The sequence below is a fragment of the Mesorhizobium sp. B2-3-6 genome, assembly GCF_006442305.1.
Lineage (GTDB): Bacteria > Pseudomonadota > Alphaproteobacteria > Rhizobiales > Rhizobiaceae > Mesorhizobium.
In genome coordinates this window covers 30783-51074 of sequence record NZ_VFVW01000008.1, presented here as the reverse complement: position 1 = coordinate 51074, position 20292 = coordinate 30783, and the positions used below count along the sequence as shown (strand labels likewise).

Here is a 20292-nt window from a genome sequence, read left to right as displayed (position 1 = left end):
CTCCTCAAAAAGGGCGCGGCTTGATCGCCACACCCTCCACTGGCCGAAGCCGAGCGTGCTTAACCTCCGATTGCAGCCAGACGCAACGCGGCCTCGCGCTCAACTTGTGTAACGTGCCTGCAACATTGCCCGCCGCAGGATTCGGGCTGTTACATGCCCGCCGAAGCCCCTATCCTTGGGGCGCTGGCGCCTGATCCGAGGCGTCTTGACCCGACCGCACAGGTGCGGTCCTCAAACGAGCGGAATGGCGGGAATGGCGGCAGAGGCAGCGGGCAGCGAGCTTGTTCAGGTGGTGGCGCTGCTCGCCGCGGGTGTTGTCGCCGTTCCGATCTTCAAACGTATGGGCCTGGGTTCGATTCTCGGCTATCTGGCCGCGGGCGTGGTGATCGGCCCGTTCGGCATCGGTGTGTTTTCCGAATCGGGAGCCATCCTCCATGTCGCCGAGCTCGGCGTCGTCATGTTCCTGTTCATTATCGGGCTGGAGATGCAGCCGTCGCGGCTCTGGGGCTTGCGCCGCGAGATCTTCGGCCTGGGCGCGCTTCAGGTCGGTGTCTGCGCGGTCTTGCTGACCGGCGTGGGAATAGCCGGAGGCTTTTCCATCGCGCAGTCCTTCGTCGCCGGAGCCGGCTTCGTGCTGACCTCGACGGCGATCGTCATGCAGCTTCTGGAAGAGCGCGGCGAAATCGCCTCGCCCAAGGGCCAGCGCATCGTCTCCATCCTGCTGCTGGAGGATCTGGCGATCGTGCCGCTGCTGGCCCTGATCGCGTTCCTGGCGCCAGGCGGCACCGACACCAGCCTGTCGGAGCGGCTGGCCGAGGTCGGCATCGGCCTTGCGGCGATCATCGGCCTGGTGCTGGCCGGACGCTTTCTGCTCAACCCTTTCTTCCGCATCCTGGCGGATGCCCGCGCCCGCGAGGTGATGACGGCGGCCGCCCTTCTGGTCGTTCTCGGATCCGCGCTTGCCATGCAGCTCAGCGGCCTGTCGATGGCGATGGGCGCGTTCCTGGCTGGCGTGCTGCTATCCGAATCGACCTTCCGCCACCAGCTCGAAGCCGACATCGAACCGTTTCGCGGCATCCTGCTCGGCCTGTTCTTTCTCGCCGTGGGCATGTCGCTCGACCTGCATGTGATGGTTCAGAACTGGCGGCTGATCGCCGTCTATGTCGTTGCCTACATGGTCATGAAGGCGCTCGGCATCTACATCGTCGCCCGCATCCTGAAGTCGGGCCATCGCGAGGCGCTGGAACGCGCCGTCTTCATGGCGCAAGGCGGCGAATTCGCCTTCGTCCTCTATTCGGCTGCAGCTTCGGTCGGCATCATCGACGGCCAGGCCAACGCGACGCTGACGGCCATCGTCATCATCTCCATGGTGCTGACGCCGCTGGCGATCGTCGCGTTGCGGTATCTGACGCCGCGCGACGAGCTGTCGCTGGATGGCGTCGACGTCGCCGAAGGGCTGACCGGCAGCGTGCTGATCATCGGATTCGGCCGCTTCGGCCAGATCGCCAGCCAGCCATTGCTGCTGCGCGGCATCGACGTGTCGATCATCGACAACGATGTCGAGATGATCCAGGCGGCGGCCGATTTCGGCTTCAAGGTCTACTACGGCGACGGCACGCGGCTGGACATCCTGCACGCTGCCGGTGCCGGGCGCGCACGCGCCGTGCTCATCTGCGTCGACAAACCCGATGCCGCCGTACGCATCGCCGAGCTCGTCAAAGCCGAGTTTCCCTTGCTCACCGTGCTGGCGCGCGCCTTCGACCGAGGCACCGCGCTACAGCTCATCCGCACAGGCGTCGACTATCAGCTGCGTGAAACATTCGAATCGGCGCTGGTTTTTGGCGGTTCGACGCTGGAGGCCCTGGGCGTCGACCCGGAAGACGTCGCCGAGGTGGTCGAAGACGTCCGCCGCCGCGACACCGCCCGCTTCGAGACGCAACTCGCCGAAGGCATCCGCTCCGGACAGCGCTTCCTGAAGGGCAATATCGGCACGCCGATCCCGACGCCGCTCTCCACGCCGCGCCGCCCCGGCCAGGCGCTCAACGAGGAAACGGCCGGCGTTCTGCACAAGTCCGAGCCGGCGGATTGATAGGAGAAAAGCATGGATTTGGACAGCAGAGCCCTGTCGGTCACCAGATTCTGGCGTGATGCCGGAGCGGACGCATGGTTCGAAAAGAGCGATGTTTTCGACGGCGATTTCCGCAACCGCTTTCTTGAGCTGCACTACGCGGCCGCACGGCGCGAATGCGACGGCTGGTCGGAGCATGCCGAAGGCTCGCTGGCGCTGATGATCCTGCTCGACCAGTTTCCGCGCAACTGCTTTCGCGGCACCGGCCACATGTACGCCACGGACCCGCTGGCGAAGCATTTTGCCCAAAAAGCCGTAACGTCAGGCCAGGATCTGGCGCTCGAACCGGAATTGCGGGTGTTCCTGTATCTGCCGTTCGAACATTCGGAATTGCTCGCCGACCAGGAACGGTCGGTCGAGCTCACCGCGGCCAACGCGCCGGACTACCTCAAATACGCCGAAGAACACCTCGACATCATCCGGCGCTTCGGCCGTTTTCCGCATCGCAACAAGATGCTCGGTCGTGAGACCACGCCGGAGGAAAAAACCTTTCTGGACGATGGCGGGTTCTCAGGCTGACGCTGGTCTATCCAGCCACCAGTCGCGGCCCGACGGCAGGCGTTCGATACCGGCCGCATCGACGGCGGCCAGCCGCTCCGAGACGCTTCGCCCGCTTACCGCAAGATCGGGCGCGATCTCGGCCAGCGGCGCCAGCACGAAGGCACGTTCAAGCATGCGCGGATGCGGCACTTCCAAGCCGGTTTCGTGGATGACGCGGTCGCCGAAAACCAGGATGTCGATATCGATCAGGCGCGGCCCCCAGCGCTCCTCGCGCACGCGCTTCAGCTTGCGCTCTGCATCGAGGCACAGGTCGAGCAATGCCCGCGGCGAGAGCCGTGTCGAGAGTTCCGCGGCGGCGTTCAGGAAGTCGGGCTGGTCGAGCTTGCCCCAGGGCGGCGTGCGGTAGAGCGAGGACACCGCGGCCACGCGAGTGGCGGCATCGGCGTCGAGCAGGCGCAGCGCCGCCGCCATCGAACTCGCCGGATCGCCGAGATTGCCGCCAAGGCTGAGATAGACGGTGTTACTGCGGCCAGACAACGGTCACCTCGACGTAATCGAGCACGCCGGGCACCGGCGCATTCGGCTTGCGGACCGTGATTTCGGCTTTCCTGATCTGCGGGAAGCGTTCCGTCAGGGCTTTTGCGACTTCCAGGGCCAGCGCCTCGATCAGGAAGCGCCTGTGTCCGGTGATGATCTCCTCGATCACCGTGAAGGCAACGCCGTAGTTGACGGTTTCCCCGATGGCATCGTCGACCAGCGCGCGCCCGGGCTCCACGGTGAGCGAGGCGTCGACATAGAAGCGCTGGCCGAGCGCCTCCTCCTCGTCCAGCACCCCGTGCCGGGCAAAGAAGGCGCAGTTCTTCAGGCGGATGACATACATGGTTCAGCGTTCCGAAGCGGCGGTTTCGCGCGCCAGCATAGCATCCGCCACGGCCAGCGCGTCCACGTTGATTGCGACATCGTGGACGCGAAACAGGTCGGCGCCCTTCAATCTCAGTATGACGCTCGTCGCCGCAGTCCCAGCCCCTCTTTCGGCGGCATCGCGGCCAGTGACGGTGCCGATGAAGCGTTTTCGCGAGGTTCCGGCCATCAGCGGAAATCCGAGGGCGTTGAGCTCGGAAAACCGCGCCATCAGGTCGAGGTTATCCTCGGCCGTCTCCTTGGCGAAGCCGAAGCCGGCATCGAGAACGATATGATCGTCGGCGATGCCGTGTCGGCGGGCGATTTCAAGCGATTTTTCGAGGAACGCGAACTGGTCGGCGATGACGTCGGGCAGTTTCCGGCGATCCCGCCCGGTATGCATGATGATGAGCCCCACGCCGGTTTCGGCTGCGACACGCGCAATGTCCGGCTCGCGCTGCAAGCCCCAGACGTCGTTGACGATATGCGCCCCGGCCGCGACGGCCAGCCGCGCGGTCTCCGCACGATAGGTGTCGACCGAAATCAGCACCTCGCCGGAACGCGCCAGCGCCTCGATCACCGGCAGAATGCGCGCCTGCTCCTCGCCCGCCGTGATCGCGGACGCGCCCGGCCTAGTCGATTCACCGCCGACATCGACGACCAGGGCCCCTTCGCCCAGCATGCGGCGCGCCTGGACCAGCGCGGTTTCGGCGGCATCGAACAGACCGCCGTCGGAAAAACTGTCGGGCGTGACATTGAGAATGCCGACCACCACGGCCTTCTCGCCAAGGTCGAGATGACGCCCGTGCGCCAACTGCCATCGCCTCGCCGTCATTGCTCATCAACCATGGGGCTCATCAACCGTGTGGCTCATCAACCGTGTGGCTCATCAACCGTGGGGCTCATCAACCATGTGTGATCCGCACCAGATCAATTCCGTTGCGCCGGCAATGGCCGTAAAGCAAGGTAGGACGAGAGGCAACCTGATGAAACGAACCCTGCTTTGCGCATTGCTGCTTGCCGCCACCGCCGTTCCGGCGGGCGCGGCCAATCTCGTCAAGACATATAGCTACTTCGCCGTCGGCGGCAGGACGCTAGAAGACATCGAGGCACAGCTTTCCAAACGTGGTCCGCAGGTGAAGAGCACGGGCTCGCGGCATCCCGGCGCCACACAGATGGCCTTCACCACGCGCATCAGCTATGCCGGGCAGTCCGGCTCCTGCCGGATCGCCGACGCCGCCGTGACCGTCAAGGTCAAGGTTATCCTTCCCGAATGGAGCCGCCCACGCAAGGCCGACGCGGATGTGCGGCTGTTCTGGGACACGCTGTCGGCCGACATCAAGCGCCATGAGGAACGCCATGTCGAGATCGCCAAGAATCACGCCCGCGAACTGGAAGACGCGCTGAAAGCCGCTTACCCGCAGAAGGACTGCGATGCGGCGAAGGCCAAGGCCGCCCAGATCACCGCCGCCATTCTCGCCAGACACGACCGTGCCCAGGTGCAGTTCGATCGCGTCGAAAGCGTCAATTTCGAAAGCCGCATCCTGCGGCTCCTGCGCTATCGCGTCGAGCGCATCGGCAACGGCCGGTTGCCGCCGACGTGAACGTCCTGATGTATGTCGCCTAAGGGGCGGCGGTGCGAGCCAACCGGGCCGAAGCGTAGTGCCAGCTTCGAAAAATTTCCGGGCAACGGTCGAAATCGGCCTATACGGGACGACATATCAGGGGTTGGCAAGGGCACGACCTTTCAAACACGAGCATCACGACCGATCGCGCCGCGGATGCAACCCGGCTAGCCCAGCCGACGCACCGGACGGCGCGCGCAAGCATATGGACGAAAGACTATGGACCAGGCTGTCGACAAGCAGGCCGTGGCGGCCGCGAGCGCGCCGCTGACGGAAAGCGAGAAGAACGCCATTATCGGCGGCGTTCTCCTGTCGATGCTGCTGGCAGCACTTGACCAGACCATTGTGGCGCCGGCCATGCCGACCATCGCGCGAGCGCTCGGCCACGCCGAGTACCTGCCCTGGATAGTGACCGGATATCTCCTGACCGCAACCGCCATGGCGCCGCTCTACGGCAAGATCTCCGACGTCTACGGCCGCCGGCCGACCGTCTATGGCGCGATCCTCATCTTCCTCGCCGGCTCGCTGGTCAGTGCGATGGCGCCCAACATGTTCGTGCTGGTGATCGGCCGCGCGATCCAGGGCGCCGGCGGCGGCGGGCTTTTCGCCCTGGCGCAGACCGTCATCGGCGACCTCGTGCCGCCACGCGAGCGGGCACGCTATGCGGCCTGGATCTCGGGCACATGGGCAGTCGCCAGCATCGCCGGGCCGTTGCTCGGCGGCACGTTCGCTGAACATCTCCATTGGTCGCTGATCTTCTGGATCAACATTCCGCTCGGCATCCTGGCCATGGCCATCATCAACAAGCCGCTGCGCAAGCTGCCGGTCGCGGCAAGACGGCACCGCATAGACGGGCTGGGCGCGCTGCTTCTCGTCGCCGCCACGGCCCTGCTGCTTCTGGCGTTGAACTGGGGCGGCAGCGAATACCCCTGGCTGTCGACGGAGATCCTCGGGCTGATCGCCAGTTCCCTGGTCCTGTGGGGCGCCTTTGCGCTGCGGCTGCTGCGCGCAACCGAGCCGCTGATTTCGCTCGAGGTACTGAGCAACCCGATCGTCCTTGCCGGCACGCTCTCCATGTTCCTTCTGCAGGCGGCCAATATCGGCCTGTCTGTCTACCTGCCGGTCTATCTCCAGTCGGTCATCGGCCTGTCGGCGAGCGAATCCGGCACCGCCCTCCTGGGGCTGATGCTTGGCACGGTGGCCGGCGCGACATTCAGCGGGCGCACCATTCCGCGTTTCGTCCATTACAAGCGGATCGCCATCTTCGGATTGGCCTTCGCCGTTCTATGCCTCGGCGCCCTCAGCCTGGTGGCGGGGCACGCCTCGCTGCTGGTTGTCGAGATCCTGACGACATGCGTCGGGCTCGGCAGCGGAACCACCTTTCCGGTGGCCACGGTGTCTGTCCAGAACGCAGTCGACCCCAGGCACCTTGGCGTCGCCACCGGCGTTCTGACGTTCCTGCGCTCGCTGGGCAGTGCGCTCGGCGTTGCTATCCTCGGTGCGGTCGCCCTGGGCAACGGGCTGCCGCTGGCGGGCGAAGGCGCGCAGGCGACCGGCGCCGGTGCCGAAGCTGCCGCCTTCGGGCTGATCTTCGTCGCCGCCGTGGTGATGTTGATCATGGCGCTGCTGACGCTCAGCCTGATGCCGGAGAAACCGTTGCGGGGCCGTCCCGAAGCCCCCGTGCTGGCGGACTGAAGCGGCACGCCTCAAGAGGCCTCCACCACGCCGAGCTTCTTCTGCAGGCTGGTCGACGAGGTCGTGTATTGGAAGACGATGCGTTCGCCCGGGCTGACGATGCGCTTCGCCGCCTGTGCCATCAGCGCGACCTCGTGAAAGCCCGACAGGATGAGCTTCAGCTTGCCGGGATACCAGTTGATATCGCCGACCGCGAAGATGCCCGGAACCGATGTCTGGAACTTCTCGGTGTCGACCGGAATCAGGTTCTCGTGAAGATTGATCCCCCATTGTGCGATCGGTCCGAGCTTCATGGTCAGGCCGAAGAAGGGCAGCATCCGCGTGCAAGGGACTTCGATGTCGCCGTCCTGCCCCTTGATCAGGGCGGATGTCAGTTGGCCCTCGGCGCCGGTCAAGCCGGTCACTTGCCCGACCTGGAAGTCCAGCTGCTTCATCTCCTGCATGGCGTACATCTTGTTGACGCTGTCGGGCGCGGCGCGGAACTCCGGGCGCCGGTGGACCAGCGTCACGCTTTTTGCCACCGGCTGCAAATTGAGCGTCCAGTCCAGCGCTGAATCGCCGCCGCCAACGATAACGAGGTCGTGGCCGCGAAAATCTTCCATTCGGCGCACCGAATAGAAGACGCTCTTGCCCTCATAGGGTTCGATGCCCGGGATGGGCGGGCGTTTTGGCTGGAAGGAGCCGCCGCCGGCGGCGATCACCACCACCTTGGCCTCGAACACCTCGTTCTCGTCGGTGGTGACGCGAAAGCCGCCGTCCTCCAGTCTCTCGAGACTGGAGACCATGCGATTGTAGGTGAAATCAGGCTTGAACGGCGCGATCTGCTCGAGCAGCTTGTCGACCAGGCCTTGCGCCGAGATCGACGGCCAGCCGGGAATGTCATAGATCGGCTTTTCCGGATAGAGTTCCGCGCATTGGCCGCCGGGCCGATCGAGGATGTCGATCAGGTGGCACTTCATGTCGAACAGGCCGAGCTCGAACACGGCGAACAGGCCGACCGGCCCTGCCCCGACAATGAGTACGTCTGTCCTGGTGATGCCGGTCATGGTGCGCGCCTCGCTGCTGGATTGGCGTGAGACTGCATGACCACCGGCTTGCTGCCAAGCGGTGGCGGCAAAAATCAGAGCTGCGAACCGGATTAAGAAAGGCTGGACGACCGCCAGTCCGGCTGCGCCGGCAATTTTTTATGGCCGGCATCTCCCAAGATAGGAATTTTTTCTTGACGGGGTGCCCGCAACTATGGTAGATATTTGGTTATGGTGCTGAGTTGCGCCGGAGGCCCGCCGCACAGGCGGGTTTTCCATTCAAGGCGACGTCAACAGCCGGCCCCCAAGGAACCCCCTGCCCGGATTCATTGCCTCGGGCAAAAATCGGCTTTTAGCCTTGGCGCTCGGGCACCCGCACCACCAGTCCGTCGAGCGCGTCGCGCACCTTGATCTGGCACGATAGCCGCGAATTCGGCTGGACGTCGTAGGCAAAGTCCAGCATGTCCTCTTCCATTGCTTCCGGCTCGCCGACTTCCGCCGTCCAGGCCTCGTCGACATAGACGTGGCAGGTTGCACAGGCGCAGGCGCCGCCGCACTCCGCTTCGATACCCGGCACGGCATTGCGGATGGCGTTTTCCATGACCGTCGAGCCGTTCTCGGCATCCACGTCGAAATGTGTGCCGTCATGGGCAATGAAGGTCAGTTTGGTCATTTGTCACCTGAGGGAGTTTCCGCCGAGATAATCACTCGGGCACACAAGTCAACTGCGGCGAGAAAGCGCCGCTCGGTGACGTTTTTCCGCAAACGGGTCTAGCGGTTGATGGCGGCGATGAAATCGCGCACTTCGTCGATCAGTTTGCCGAGCCGCGTAAGCGTCTGGCTGTCTTCCGGCTGCCGTTCTATCTCGGTGGCGCAATCGGCAATGGCAAAGGCCCCGACACCACGCGCCGAACCCTTCAGGCCGTGCGCCAGGAGCAGCCGGTCCTTGATGTCCGCATCGACTATCCTGTCGCGCACCGACAGCGCCTGTTGTACAAAGAGCGCCAGCACCTCCTGTTCGAGGCCGCGGTCGCCCATCGTCTGCCGCGCAAGGTGTGCCAAATCGACCGGTCGGGACCGCCTCGTTCCCGATACATCGCCCCCGGGCATTGAGAAGGCAATGCCGCTTTCGCCACGCATGAACTCGAACTCCGCTTCTTCGGCCGCCTGAAAAACTAGGCGAATCCAATGGACAACGGGTTAATGGATGGCCGGAAAAAATGTTGCGAAAGCGGCGCCGGAATCACGCTTCCGTTAACCTTATATTTAAAGTTTTACGTATCCCGCGGAATGCATGTTTTCTTTACCCCCCTGTGTCATTACGATACGAGGGGTCCATTTTCAGCCTCCTGCGCGTGGGTGCGACAACCAAAATCATAAGCCCGCGGCAGCTAGTACAGGGTAGCGAAGGCATGGCGAAGAAAACAACGACGACCAGATCTCTGGACAACGATGTGGCCAGGGAACTCGAGAAGGCACTCGATCTCGACCTCAGCGGCGACACCGGCAGCGGCGACCTCGATATCGCGGCCTCGATGGAAGATCTGGAAGCGCAGATATCCCAGGCCGCCGACGAATTGGCGCGCGAGGGACGCAATCAGACGCAGGCACCCGTCGTCAACCAAGCCCAGGCCGCGAATCCCGCGCCAAAGACCAGACCCGCCGAACTGCGCCCCGTCGAAACACGCAATGGCGGTCAGCCCGCCGGCTTCTCGCCGGCCAATGACGATCGTCAGAAGGATTACAAGACGCTTCTGCACAGCCTCAACCGGCGCGCCTCGAACACGATCTACTGGGTTATCGCCTTCGTTTCGCTGGCCTGGATCGCCGGCGCGGGCGGATTGGCCAACCTCCTCTTCGGGCCGAGCATCTGGAGGATCCGCACGCTCGACCAGTTCTTCGCCCGTCCCGAACTGATCGGCCTTGCTGTCGCGGCCATCGTGCCGGTCATCCTGTTCTGGGCCTTCGCCGCCATGATTCGCCGCGCGCAGGACATGCGCATCGCCGCCCAGTCGATGACGGAAGTGGCCTTCCGCCTCACCGAGCCGGAAAACATGGCCCAGGATCGCGTCATGATGATCGGCCAGGCCGTCCGCCGCGAGGTGGCCGCCATGGGCGAAGGCATCGAACGCACGCTGGCCCGCGCCGTCGAACTGGAAACGCTGGTCCACAGCGAGGTCAACCAGATCGAGCGCTCCTATTCGGAAAACGAAACCCGCATCCGCTCGCTCGTCGACGGGCTCGGCAGCGAGCGCGAGGCGGTCGTCAGCCATGCGGAGCGGGTTCGCGCTTCGATCGCCGGCGCGCACGACACCCTCAAGGACGAAATCGGCGCTGCCAGCGACCTCATCCGCGACAGCATTCTCAATGCATCGACCAAACTGTCGATGACCATCACCAATTCCGGCGACACGCTTATCGACCGCATCAACGAAAGTTCGCTGTCGATCTTCGATTCGGTGGAAGGACGGCTCGACACCATAACCGACAAGCTTTCGACTTCCGGCGAGGCTTTCGCCAGCCTGCTCGACACGCGCATCGCCAAGCTGACGGACACGACAGACGGCCTGACCCGGTCGTTGACCGACCTGCTCGACGATCGCACCAACGGCATGGTGTCGCTGCTTGGTGGCGCCGCGCGCACACTCAATTCGGAATTCGAGGCCAGCCTCAACGGCATCGAGCGCACGCTCGCCGAGCGCGGCCAGGCGCTGATCAGCGAGTTCCAGACCCGCGCCGAGGCTCTCGACACCGGCACGCAGAAGCTCAACGCAGCACTCGAAGCCCGTGCCCGGCAGATCAACGAAACGCTGGTCGAACGCGCGCGCGAAATCGCCCACACCTTCGCCGAGAGCAAGGACACGCTGACGGCGATGATCGACCAGGGCAAGACCCAGATCGGCGCCGACATGGCCGATATCGTCACGTCGACCTCGTCCATGCTCGAAGCGCGCGCCAGCGATTTCGCCGGACGCATGGAAGCGGCGCGCCACGTCGTCTCGCGCTCGTTCGATGCCGATATCCAGCGGCTTGCCGATGCCCGCGTGGGCATAGAGGAAGCGGTCGAAAATCACAGCCGCAGCCTTTCCGAGAGCCGCGAGCGCATGGCGGCCGCGATGCAGGCCGATCTGGCCAAGTTCGCCGAGAGCCGTGCCGGCATCGATGCTGCGGTAACCGACCAGGTGCAGAAGCTGGCCGAAGGCCGCAGCCTGATCGCGCGCGCTCTCGAAGAAGATCTGCGCAAGGTCAACGAATCGCGCGCTGCCATCGACGCTTCGCTCGGCAGCCACCTCGAAAGGCTGGAAGAAGGCCGCAACCGGCTCTCCCAGGCTCTCAACGAAGACTCCGGAAAGCTGGTGCAAGCCCGTACAATCATTGACGAAATGGTTGCTGGACATGTTGGCAAGCTGGCCGAGGGCCGCAACATTCTCTCGCGCGCGCTCGAAACCGACCTCGGCAAGCTCGTGGACACGCGCGCCGATATTGATGGCCTTGTCGCCGGTCAGGTCGAGAAGATCGCCGAGGGCCGCGCGGTACTCGCCAGGGCGCTGGAGAACGACATCGCCGGCATCAAGGACCTCATCGAGGCGCATTCGGCGAAACTGGCGGAAGACCGCTCGCAGCTCGGCCGTTCGCTGGAGGACGATCTGTCCAGCATACGCGGGCTGATCGAGGACCATTCGGGCCGCCTGGCCGAGGATCGCAGCCTGCTGTCGCAGACCCTTGAAGCCGACCTTGCCAAGCTCGCCGAGAGCCGCTCGAGCATCGACGGCCTGGTCGCCGGTCAGGTCGAGAAACTGGCCGAAGGCCGCGATATTCTCAGGCGGGCGCTGGAATCCGACCTCAACGCGATCAAGGGCGTCATATCGAGCCAGTCCGAGAGGCTGGCCGAGGACCGCGGGCAGCTGTCGCGGGTTCTCGAGGCGGACTTGCAGAACGTGAACAGCGTCATTGCCGACCACATGAACAAGCTGGTCCAGGACCGTTCGACCTTGTCGAAAGCGCTTGAGGAGGATCTCGCCAAGCTGGCCGAGAGCCGCTCGAGCATCGACGGGCTGGTGGCCGGCCAGGTCGAGAAGCTGGCCGAAGGCCGCGACATCCTGCGCCGTGCGCTGGAAGCCGATCTCAATACGATCAAGAGCACCGTCGCCGACCAGTCCCAGAAACTGGTCGAAGATCGGGGACAATTCGCCCGGGCGCTCGAAGCCGACCTCGAAAACGTCAACACTCTCGTCAACAGCCACTCCGAAAGGCTTGTCCAGGATCGTTCGGCGCTGTCGAAGGCACTCGAAGACGATCTGGAAAACGTCAACGGACTGGTCAATAGCCACTCCGAGCGGCTTGTCCAGGAGCGTTCGGTGCTGTCGAAGGCACTCGAGGACGATCTCGCCAAGCTGGCCGAAAGCCGCTCGAGCATCGACGGCCTTGTCGCCGGCCAGGTCGAGAAGCTGGCCGAAGGCCGCGACATCCTCAAGCGCGCGCTGGAGGCCGATTTGCAGAGGCTGTCGGAGAGCCGTGGCGATCTCGACGGCATCATCGCCGGACATGTCGGCAAGCTGGCCGAAGGCCGCGACGTGCTGAGCCGCGCGCTGGAAGACGATCTCGGCAGGCTCGCCGAGACCCGCAAGGATATCGATCGTTCACTGTCGGGTCACATCGACCAGATCGCGGCGAGGAGCACCGACATCTCCGCTGCGATCGCCGCCGACGTGGACAAGATCGAGCAGGCGTTCAGTCGCCAGACCGGCATCATCGAGGAGCGTGCGGGCACCATGGAGCGTGCGCTGTCGACAGGCGTCGACAATGTGCGCAACGTGCTCGAGAAGAGCGCCGTCTTCGTGGCCGGTGCCTTGCGCGAGAAGGTCCTGGAGGTCACCAGCGTCCTGCATGAGCAGGCGGGCCAAGCCTTCTCCGATGCGGATCGCAAGATCGCCGAGCGCGCCGAGCAGACCTCGGCCGCCCTGCTGGCGCGGGCCGAAGACATCGCCCGCACCTTCGAGGAGGCGGATCGCCGTCTCCACGCCCGTGCGGAAGACACGTCGAGCGCCTTGCTTGCCCGCGCGGACGATGCGTCCAGTTCCTTGTTGGCGCGAGCCCATGAAACCGCCGATCAGCTTGCGGCCCGTGCAAGCGAAATCGCCGGCACGTTCGACGCGGCCGACCAGAAGCTGGCCGCCCGCGCCCAGGAGACCGCCGACCAGTTGGCGGCTCGGGTGAGCGAGATTGCCGGCACCTTCGACGCGGCCGACCAGAAGCTGGTTGCCCGGGCCGTCGAAACGGCACAGTCGCTGGCCGCCCGCGCCGGCGATATCCTGCGCAATTTCGAAGGCGCCGATCAGCGGCTCGGCATGCGCATCGGCGAATCGGCCGAAGCTCTTGCCGCGCGTGCAGCGGATCTCGGCCGCATCTTCGACGCCGCCGACCAGCACCTGGTCTCGCGCATCGCCGAAGGTTCGGAAGCGCTGTCAGGCCGCGCCTCCGAAATCGCCCGCATCTTCGATGATGCGGACAACCGACTGGTTTCCCGCATCGCCGCCAGCACCTCGACCATCGGCGAACATGCGCAGAGCATCGTCGGCGCCTTCACCAGCACGGAGCAGAGGGTCGCCGACCGTGCGCGCCAGACCGGCCAGGAGCTGGCCGCGCATGCCCGTGAAATCGAGCAGGCGCTCGCCGGCGCCGACGAGCGGCTCGCATCGACCGCGGCAACGGCTGCTGCCCGCGTCGAAGAGCAGATCGCCAGCGTCGAGAACCGGCTCGCCCATACCGCCGAGACGATGGGCCAGAAGCTCAACGAGCAGGTGTCGAGCGCCGAGGCGCAACTCGTGTCGCGCGCCAATGTCATCGCGGAGACCTTCACCGCGGTCGGCCAGCATATCGGCCAGAGCACCAACGACGCCGCCAAGACGATCGGCGCCAACACCCGCGAGCTCAACACCATGCTCGCGGCACGGTCGGCGGAGATGTCGAAGATCCTCGACGAGACCGCGCGGCCGCTGGTCGAGCGTTTCGCCCAGGGCGGCTCGGAACTGCAAAAGAGCATGGAAGAGGTCACCGAACGTGCCGCCGAGAAGCTGCGCAGCGAAAACGCAGCCCTCGTCAACGCGCTCGCCAGCCGCACCGCCGAGACCCTTTCGGCGGTCGAAGGTGCCCGCTCGTCGCTATCCGACAGTGTCGCCGACCTGATCGGCCGAATGACCACGTCGAGCGCGCAGCTCGGTCAGCTGATCGAACAGGCCGCGGCCAATCTCGGCCAGGTCGACGAACGCCTGACCGGCAGCACGCAAAGCTTCGCGGCAACCACCGAGAAAGCGGCGCAGACCTTCGCCAGCTCGGCAAGGCTGGTCGATTCGAACACGACAAGGCTGACGGAACTGTCGTCGTCGACCTTGCGCGAGGTCGCGTCGATCGCCACCAAGTTCGATGAACACAGCCGCCTGCTCGCCGGTGCTTCGGACCTCCTGAGCTCGGCCCAGAGCAACCTCGAACACACGCTCGAAAGGCAGTCTTCGCTCGAGGATCTCGCTGTCGGCCTGGTCAAGAAGTCGGAAGATCTCGAAAGGGTCATGCGCTCGTTCGAGAATCTGGTCGGCCAGACGCTGCAAAATGCGGAAGGCAGGACGCTGGAATCGGCCGACAAGATCCGCAACGCCATCACCGACGTCGTCGATTCGGCGACCAAGCGCTTCTCCGACGCGACCGAGGAGATGCGCCGCACCGCCGGCGCCATCAAGAGCGAGCTCGACCTCACCCGCGCCGAGCTCAAGAAGGGCGTCATCGAGATGCCGGAAGAGGCCAAGGAATCGACATCGGCCATCCGCCGCGCGGTTTCCGAGCAGATCAACGCCCTGAAGGAGCTTTCGGACATCGTTGCGAAGTCCGGCCGCAGTGGTGGAGAGCCCTTGGAATCGCGCAATCTGCGCCCGGCGCCGCAAGCCCCGGCAGCGCCCCGCGCGGCAGAGCCGCCGCGCCGCGCTCCCGCGCCACAGCCGGAACTTCGCGCGCCGCAGGCGCCGGCGGGCGGCACGGCGCTACGCGGCACGCTTGACCTGGAGCGCCCCGCCGACACGGCGCCGCGCCAGCGTCCCGACGCCGGCGCCCGCACGCAACAGGGCGGCTGGGTGCGCGATCTCCTGAGCGGGGCGTCGCGCGAGGACGAAGCCAAGCCGGCAACACCCGCCGACGCACCGCGCGCCGCCCCTGCCCAGCGTTCGCCGCTTCACGTCGTGGAATCACTGAACTCGCTGTCCGTCGACATCGCACGGGCCATCGATCACGATGCGTCGATCGAACTGTGGAATCGGTACCGGCGCGGCGAGCGTGACGTGTTCACGCGGCGGCTCTATACGCTGAAGGGCCAGCAGACGTTCGACGAGATCCGTCGCAAGTACCAGACGGAGGCAGAGTTCCGCGCCGCCGTCGACCGCTACTGCGATGATTTCGAGAAGCTGCTGAAGGACGTGTCGCGCAACGACCGCGACAACATCATGGCGCAGACCTACCTGACCTCGGATACAGGCAAGGTCTACACCATGCTGGCCCACGCCAGCGGCCGCCTGCACTAGGCAGCGGCAGACAGCCAATGAAAAAAGGCGGGGGACTTGTCTCCCGCCTTTTGGCTTGGAAGGGTGGACGTCGCATCCGGAACTGGATCTCTGACTTGTGAAGACGGCGATCATATTCGACTGCGAGTTTCTTTGCCTTGAGGGCTCGCAACGCAGATTCTGGTGCGCGGCCCACGATCCCGACCCGGTCATCGCGCAGATCGGCGCGGTCAGGCTTGGGCTCGAAGACGACTTTCCCGTCCTGGGCACGCACAAGGCCTATGTCAGACCGATCGACCGGTTTGGCAGGAGATACGCGCTCGACCCTTTCTTCACCGAGCTGACTGGCATCACAGAAGAAAAGCTGGAGATCGAGGGGGTCGCGCTAGGAGAAGCCCTTGTTGACATCGATCGTTTCTCGGGTGGGGCGCGATTCTGGTCCTGGGGCAAGGACGAACTGAACATGATAGCCATCAGCTGCTATATCGCAGGCATCCCCGCTTCCATCCCGGCCGCCCGTTTTGACAATGCCGTAAAGCTGCTGATCTCGGCCGGGATGCCGATCGAGGACCTGGCAAGGACGCCGAGCAACAAGCTTGCCGACTATTATGGCGTTCAACACCCGCCATTGCAGGGACACGATGCGCTCGATGACGCGCTGTCCGTAACCTACACCCTGCAGCACCTGATGAAGACTGGAAAGCTGCGGCCGGACGCCTTCGACCGCTTGTAGCCTGGTGGCTGGCGCCCGCCCGGGCTCGCCGCTCAGATCGCCGAATCGGTCCAGCGCACGATCTGTTTGGCCGCGTCGCCGAAGGCAGCATCGAGCGCGCCGACATAGCCTTGGTTGCCGCTGCCCGAGACGGGCGCGGTCGCCGTAAAGCTCTTGGACGCACGCACCTCGCCGTTGCGGTCGTTGAGGATGCGCACGAACAGGTCGACCTCGGCATGATCGCCGCCGTCGACACGGACTTCGAACGAACGGATCTCGACGATGACCTGGTAATCGATCGCCAGTCCCTCGCCCGGCTTGCCCACGCCGGCGAAGCTGCCCGAGCGCTGGAACGTCTCGGCCAGCCGAGCCTGCACGATCAGCGGCAGCCGGTCCGCCCATTGCGCGCCCTTGAGGTACTGGATCGAGCGTGGGGACGGCTTTATGACGATGTTCTGGCTGTCCAGCGCCTTGAGCGCGGACGGCTGGGCGATCAGGATCTGGCGACGGCTGTGGCCATGCGCCTCGACCGATGGCGCCGACAGTTCGAACGTGTCAAGCGGCGCAGGCCCGCCGCCCGGCAGCGCGGCACAACCGGCAAGGGTCAAGGCAAGCAAGGCCACGCCCGATCTGAACACAATCGTCGACTTCACGCGCGATCCCTGCTGTCCCCGGCCTCACTATCCCTGGATTGTAAAAACAACCCGCGGATGCAGACACTGTTTCTGCGGCGAGCCGAGACCGAAGTCAACGCCGCGCCCTGCCATCATACTGCCGAACCTCGCCCTCGCCGCCCGACAGGATGCGCTGCGGATTGCGGCTGAGGTCGGTAACCGCCTCCTCGATGCGGCTGATCGAACGGCGGCTGTCCTGAACCAGCGCTTCGACATTCGAAAGGCCCTGGCCGGAGAACCGGGCTATATTGTCGGTGATGACGCCAAGCCGCGAATTCAGCGTATCGGCAACCTGCTTGAACGACCTCAGCGTGTCCCTGGCGTCCGCCATCACGCCGTCCGCCTGCCCCGAACCGAGCAGCTTGTCGACTTTGGCCAGGATGCCGTCGACGCGCACCGAGGCGTCGTTGAGCCGCTGCGCGAGCTGCCTTGCATCCTTGATCGTCTCGTCTATGTCGTCCGCCCTGTTCGCGAATTTGCCGGTCACCTCGGCGATGTCCGAGGCGGCCTTGTCGGCGCTTTCGCTTGCCTTCTGGATGTTGGCCAGAGCCGTGCGCACTTGCGCCGGATCGATGCCGTCGAGCACGCCGTCGACCTTGGCCAGCGTACCTTGTGTCTGCTTGGCGAAATCATTGACCGATCCCACGGCCGTATCGACATTCCTGATCACGCCATCGAGCTGTTTGGACGTTTCCTTGAGGTTGCCGGTCACCGTATCGACATTGGCGACGATGCTCTTGATCTTGTCCTTGTCGACGGCATTGAGCAGCCCTTCGGCCGCCTTCAGCGTGCCGTCGAGCTTGCCCGAGACACCCTTCAGCTCATCGGACAGCGCGCTGACCGCGGACAGGAACTTGTCGACGCCGTCGGAATTCCTGGCCAGCGCGTCGGAGAACGTCTGCACATTCTGCACGGTCTGCGTCAGCGGCCCGCGCACATCCTTGGTGAACCCCTCCAGCTGCGTCAGTACCGTGTCGGCGCGCGTGAAGATGTTCTGCGCCGTCTGCAAAAGATTGGTCACCGCCGACGGGTTGGCCACGATCTCGGCGACCTTGCCTTCCTTTTCGGCCTGGTCGAGAAGTTTTACTTCCTTGGGGTCGGCGCCTTTGAGTTCGATATTGGCCTGTCCGGTCAGTCCGGCCAGGCCGATATCGGCCTGCGTCGATTTGGTGATCGGCGTCATGCGGTCGATCTCGGTGTCGGCGATGGCGACCGTCGGATTGTCGACATCGATATAGACGCGCCTGACGTCGCCGACCTTGACGCCGTTGAACAGCACGAAGCTGCCGCGGCCAAGTCCGGAAGCCGAGCCAGGGATGCGCACGCGCAACAATGTGGTCTCGCCTTTGTCGCCGATCGCCGCCGTCCAATAGACGAAGCCGAACGCCGCGAGGATCGCCACCAGCGTGAAGATGCCGACAATAACGTAGTTGGCTCTGGTTTCCATTGCTTCACTTATGGCTATGCGCGCGCGGCAAGATCAAGTTGCCGGGCTCGTTTTCCGCGGAAATACGATTTTACCCACGGTTCTTCACTCTTCAGCATGTCGTCGATGGTGCCTTCGACCAGCACTTTCTTCTTGCCGAGCACGGCGACGCGGTCGCAGGCGGTGAAAAGCGTGTCGAGATCGTGGGTCACCATGTAGACGGTCAGGTCCATCGTATCGCGCAGCTTGACCACCAACTCGTCGAATTCCGCCGCGCTGATCGGATCGAGGCCCGAGGTCGGCTCGTCGAGGAAGACGATGTCGGGATCGAGCGCCAGCGCGCGAGCGAGTGCCGCGCGCTTGATCATGCCGCCCGACAGCTCGGACGGGAATTTCTGCGCCGCGTCCGGCGGCAGCCCGACCAGTTCGACCTTGAGCATCGCCAGTTCGTCCATCAGCTTGCGCGGCAGGTCGAGATATTCGCGCATCGGCACCTGGACGTTTTCCAGCACCGTCAGCGCCGAGAACAGCGCGCCGTGCTGGAACAGCACCCCAAGGCGCATGTCGATGCGCAGCCGTTCGGCATCGTCGGCCTTTTCGATATCCACGCCGAACAGCTTGATCGTGCCGGACTGCTTGCGCGTCAAACCAAGGATGGTGCGCAGCAGAACTGATTTGCCGGCGCCCGAAGCGCCAACGAAACCGAGGATCTCGCCGCGCCAGATATCGAGCGACAGTTTGTCGAGGATCAGGTTGTCGCCGAAGGAAACGGTGATGTCATGCGCCGAAAGCACGACCTCGCTGTCATCCGCGCCCTCCTTGGCCCTGGTCTCGATGCCGTTTCCCATCGCCATTTCAGAACTCGATCGCTGCATAGAACATGGCGAAAAGCCCGTCGAGGATGATGACGACGAAGATCGATTTCACCACCGAGGCGGTCACGTGCTGACCAAGCGATTCGGCGCTGCCGCCGACCTTCATGCCCTCGACCGAGGCGATGGTGCCGATGATCATGGCCATGAACGGCGCCTTGATCAGGCCGGCGAAAATGGTGCTGAGGTCGATGGCGACGCGCAGCCGGTCGATGAAGGCGGCGGGTGCGATGTCGGAATAGAGCCAAGCCGCGAGGATACCGCCGCCGAGTGCGGCAAAATTGGCGATGATGGTCAGGCAAGGCAGGGCGATCACCAGCGCCACCAGGCGCGGAAAGACCAGCACGCCGATGGGGTTGAGCCCGATGACCTTCAGCGCATCCACTTCCTCGCGCATCTTCATCGAGCCGATTTCGGCGGTGATGGCGCTGCCCGAGCGGCCGGCGATCATGATTGCCGTCATCAGCACGCCGAGTTCGCGCAGGATCAGCACGCCGACGAGGTCGACGACGAAGATGTCGGCGCCGAAATAGCTGAGCTGGTAGGCGCCCTGCTGGGCAACGATGGCGCCGACGATCGCCGACATCAGCACCACCACTGGAATGGCTCCGACGCCCATGCGGTCGATCTGGTTGAAGATCGCCGCCGGATTGACGGCATGGCCGCGGCCGAGCTTCATCTGCGCGCCACGGATCGTGGCGCCCAGTATGTTCATCGAGGCGAGAAAATCGTCGCGCATTTCGTAGACGCGGCGGCCAACCGCCTCCAGCGCGCGAATGACGATGTTGGGCGGCCCGGCCGGCCCCGATTCGGGCTCGCGCCGCACCGCATCGCCGACCGCGCCGAGCAGGATCGAGGCGACGTCGCTCTGGCCCTGCAGCCTGACCTCGACACCTTTCTTCTCGAAAGCGCTGACCAGGCGGTCGATCAGCCACGCGCCGGCGGTGTCGATCTTCTCGATATGCGAAAGATCGAGCGCCAAGGTCTTGAAACCGCTCCGTTTCTCGATTTTGCGCATCTCTGCGTCGATCGCGGCCACGGTGCGCGTCGTCCAGATTCCCGAGAAGGCGCAGCCGAGAACGCCTGCTTCCTCACCGACCGACACGCGCGGTTCGTGGTCAGCCTCCGAGGCGGTCTTGCCGCTTGCGTCGCGCTTGCCGATGGTCAACATGGCGTCCTGTTTAGCCTGA

16 protein-coding genes are annotated in these 20292 nt (G+C 64.5%); 6 read left to right on the top strand and 10 right to left on the bottom strand.

Features of this window, described 5'->3' with window-relative positions; all coding sequences use genetic code 11:
* Positions 1-253 precede the first annotated feature (253 nt).
* Together FJ953_RS22225 and FJ953_RS22220 are read left to right on the top strand one after the other, a co-directional pair.
* Positions 254-2089, top strand: a complete 1836-nt coding sequence (locus tag FJ953_RS22225) for a monovalent cation:proton antiporter-2 (CPA2) family protein (protein ID WP_140625075.1) — start codon at positions 254-256, stop codon at positions 2087-2089.
* 12 nt (positions 2090-2101) lie between these two features.
* Positions 2102-2647, top strand: coding sequence for a DUF924 family protein (locus FJ953_RS22220; RefSeq protein WP_140525372.1), 546 nt, complete (start codon positions 2102-2104; stop codon positions 2645-2647).
* Here the strand turns inward: FJ953_RS22220 and folK are convergent.
* Genes folK through folP form a run of 3 tightly spaced genes read right to left on the bottom strand, consistent with a single transcriptional unit; the run spans position 2639 to position 4364 of the window.
* Positions 2639-3166 carry a 2-amino-4-hydroxy-6-hydroxymethyldihydropteridine diphosphokinase gene (gene folK / locus FJ953_RS22215; protein ID WP_140498903.1) on the bottom strand — a complete coding sequence of 176 codons (528 nt, stop codon included), beginning with the start codon at positions 3164-3166 and terminating at the stop codon, positions 2639-2641. The genes FJ953_RS22220 and folK overlap by 9 nt on opposite strands.
* The gene (folB, locus tag FJ953_RS22210) at positions 3150-3509 is read right to left on the bottom strand and encodes a dihydroneopterin aldolase (protein ID WP_140498905.1); all 360 of its coding nucleotides are present in this window, start codon (positions 3507-3509) and stop codon (positions 3150-3152) included. The genes folK and folB overlap by 17 nt, the downstream gene beginning before the upstream one ends.
* Positions 3510-3512: 3 nt before the next feature.
* Positions 3513-4364, bottom strand: coding sequence for a dihydropteroate synthase (gene folP / locus FJ953_RS22205; protein ID WP_140625074.1), 852 nt, complete (start codon positions 4362-4364; stop codon positions 3513-3515).
* 151 nt (positions 4365-4515) lie between these two features.
* Here folP and FJ953_RS22200 point away from each other — a divergent pair, with 151 nt between their 5' ends.
* Both FJ953_RS22200 and FJ953_RS22195 read left to right on the top strand, forming a co-directional pair.
* The gene (locus FJ953_RS22200; protein ID WP_181165355.1) at positions 4516-5133 is read left to right on the top strand and encodes a DUF922 domain-containing protein; all 618 of its coding nucleotides are present in this window, start codon (positions 4516-4518) and stop codon (positions 5131-5133) included.
* 240 nt (positions 5134-5373) lie between these two features.
* Positions 5374-6849, top strand: coding sequence for an MDR family MFS transporter (locus FJ953_RS22195; protein WP_140625073.1), 1476 nt, complete (start codon positions 5374-5376; stop codon positions 6847-6849).
* An 11-nt stretch (positions 6850-6860) separates the two neighbouring features.
* On the opposite strand, the gene FJ953_RS22190 is transcribed toward FJ953_RS22195, so the two are convergent.
* The 3 genes from FJ953_RS22190 to FJ953_RS22180 all read right to left on the bottom strand — a co-directional run bounded on the left by FJ953_RS22190 (position 6861) and on the right by FJ953_RS22180 (position 9014).
* Positions 6861-7895: an NAD(P)/FAD-dependent oxidoreductase gene (locus FJ953_RS22190; protein ID WP_140625072.1), complete on the bottom strand. Its 1035-nt coding sequence runs from the start codon at positions 7893-7895 to the stop codon at positions 6861-6863.
* A gap of 331 nt (positions 7896-8226) precedes the next feature.
* Entirely contained in the window at positions 8227-8547 is a 321-nt protein-coding gene (locus FJ953_RS22185; protein ID WP_137931040.1) for a 2Fe-2S iron-sulfur cluster-binding protein, read from the bottom strand.
* 98 nt (positions 8548-8645) lie between these two features.
* Positions 8646-9014, bottom strand: coding sequence for an Hpt domain-containing protein (locus FJ953_RS22180; protein ID WP_140525377.1), 369 nt, complete (start codon positions 9012-9014; stop codon positions 8646-8648).
* Positions 9015-9286: 272 nt separating this feature from the next.
* Here FJ953_RS22180 and FJ953_RS22175 point away from each other — a divergent pair, with 272 nt between their 5' ends.
* Positions 9287-15439: a kinesin gene (locus FJ953_RS22175; RefSeq protein WP_140625071.1), complete on the top strand. Its 6153-nt coding sequence runs from the start codon at positions 9287-9289 to the stop codon at positions 15437-15439.
* 97 nt (positions 15440-15536) lie between these two features.
* Positions 15537-16151, top strand: a complete 615-nt coding sequence (locus FJ953_RS22170; RefSeq protein WP_140625070.1) for a 3'-5' exonuclease — start codon at positions 15537-15539, stop codon at positions 16149-16151.
* A gap of 32 nt (positions 16152-16183) precedes the next feature.
* Here FJ953_RS22170 and FJ953_RS22165 read toward each other — a convergent pair whose 3' ends face one another.
* The 4 genes from FJ953_RS22165 to FJ953_RS22150 all read right to left on the bottom strand — a co-directional run bounded on the left by FJ953_RS22165 (position 16184) and on the right by FJ953_RS22150 (position 20273).
* Positions 16184-16783, bottom strand: a complete 600-nt coding sequence (locus tag FJ953_RS22165; protein WP_224518948.1) for an ABC-type transport auxiliary lipoprotein family protein — start codon at positions 16781-16783, stop codon at positions 16184-16186.
* 94 nt (positions 16784-16877) lie between these two features.
* Positions 16878-18251 carry an MlaD family protein gene (locus tag FJ953_RS22160; RefSeq protein ID WP_140564477.1) on the bottom strand — a complete coding sequence of 458 codons (1374 nt, stop codon included), beginning with the start codon at positions 18249-18251 and terminating at the stop codon, positions 16878-16880.
* Positions 18252-18265: 14 nt separating this feature from the next.
* On the bottom strand, positions 18266-19084 hold the full coding sequence (locus FJ953_RS22155; RefSeq protein WP_140498922.1) for an ABC transporter ATP-binding protein: 819 nt from the start codon (positions 19082-19084) through the stop codon (positions 18266-18268).
* 1 nt (position 19085) lies between these two features.
* On the bottom strand, positions 19086-20273 hold the full coding sequence (locus tag FJ953_RS22150; protein WP_140625069.1) for an ABC transporter permease: 1188 nt from the start codon (positions 20271-20273) through the stop codon (positions 19086-19088).
* Between the last annotated feature and the right edge of the window lie 19 nt (positions 20274-20292).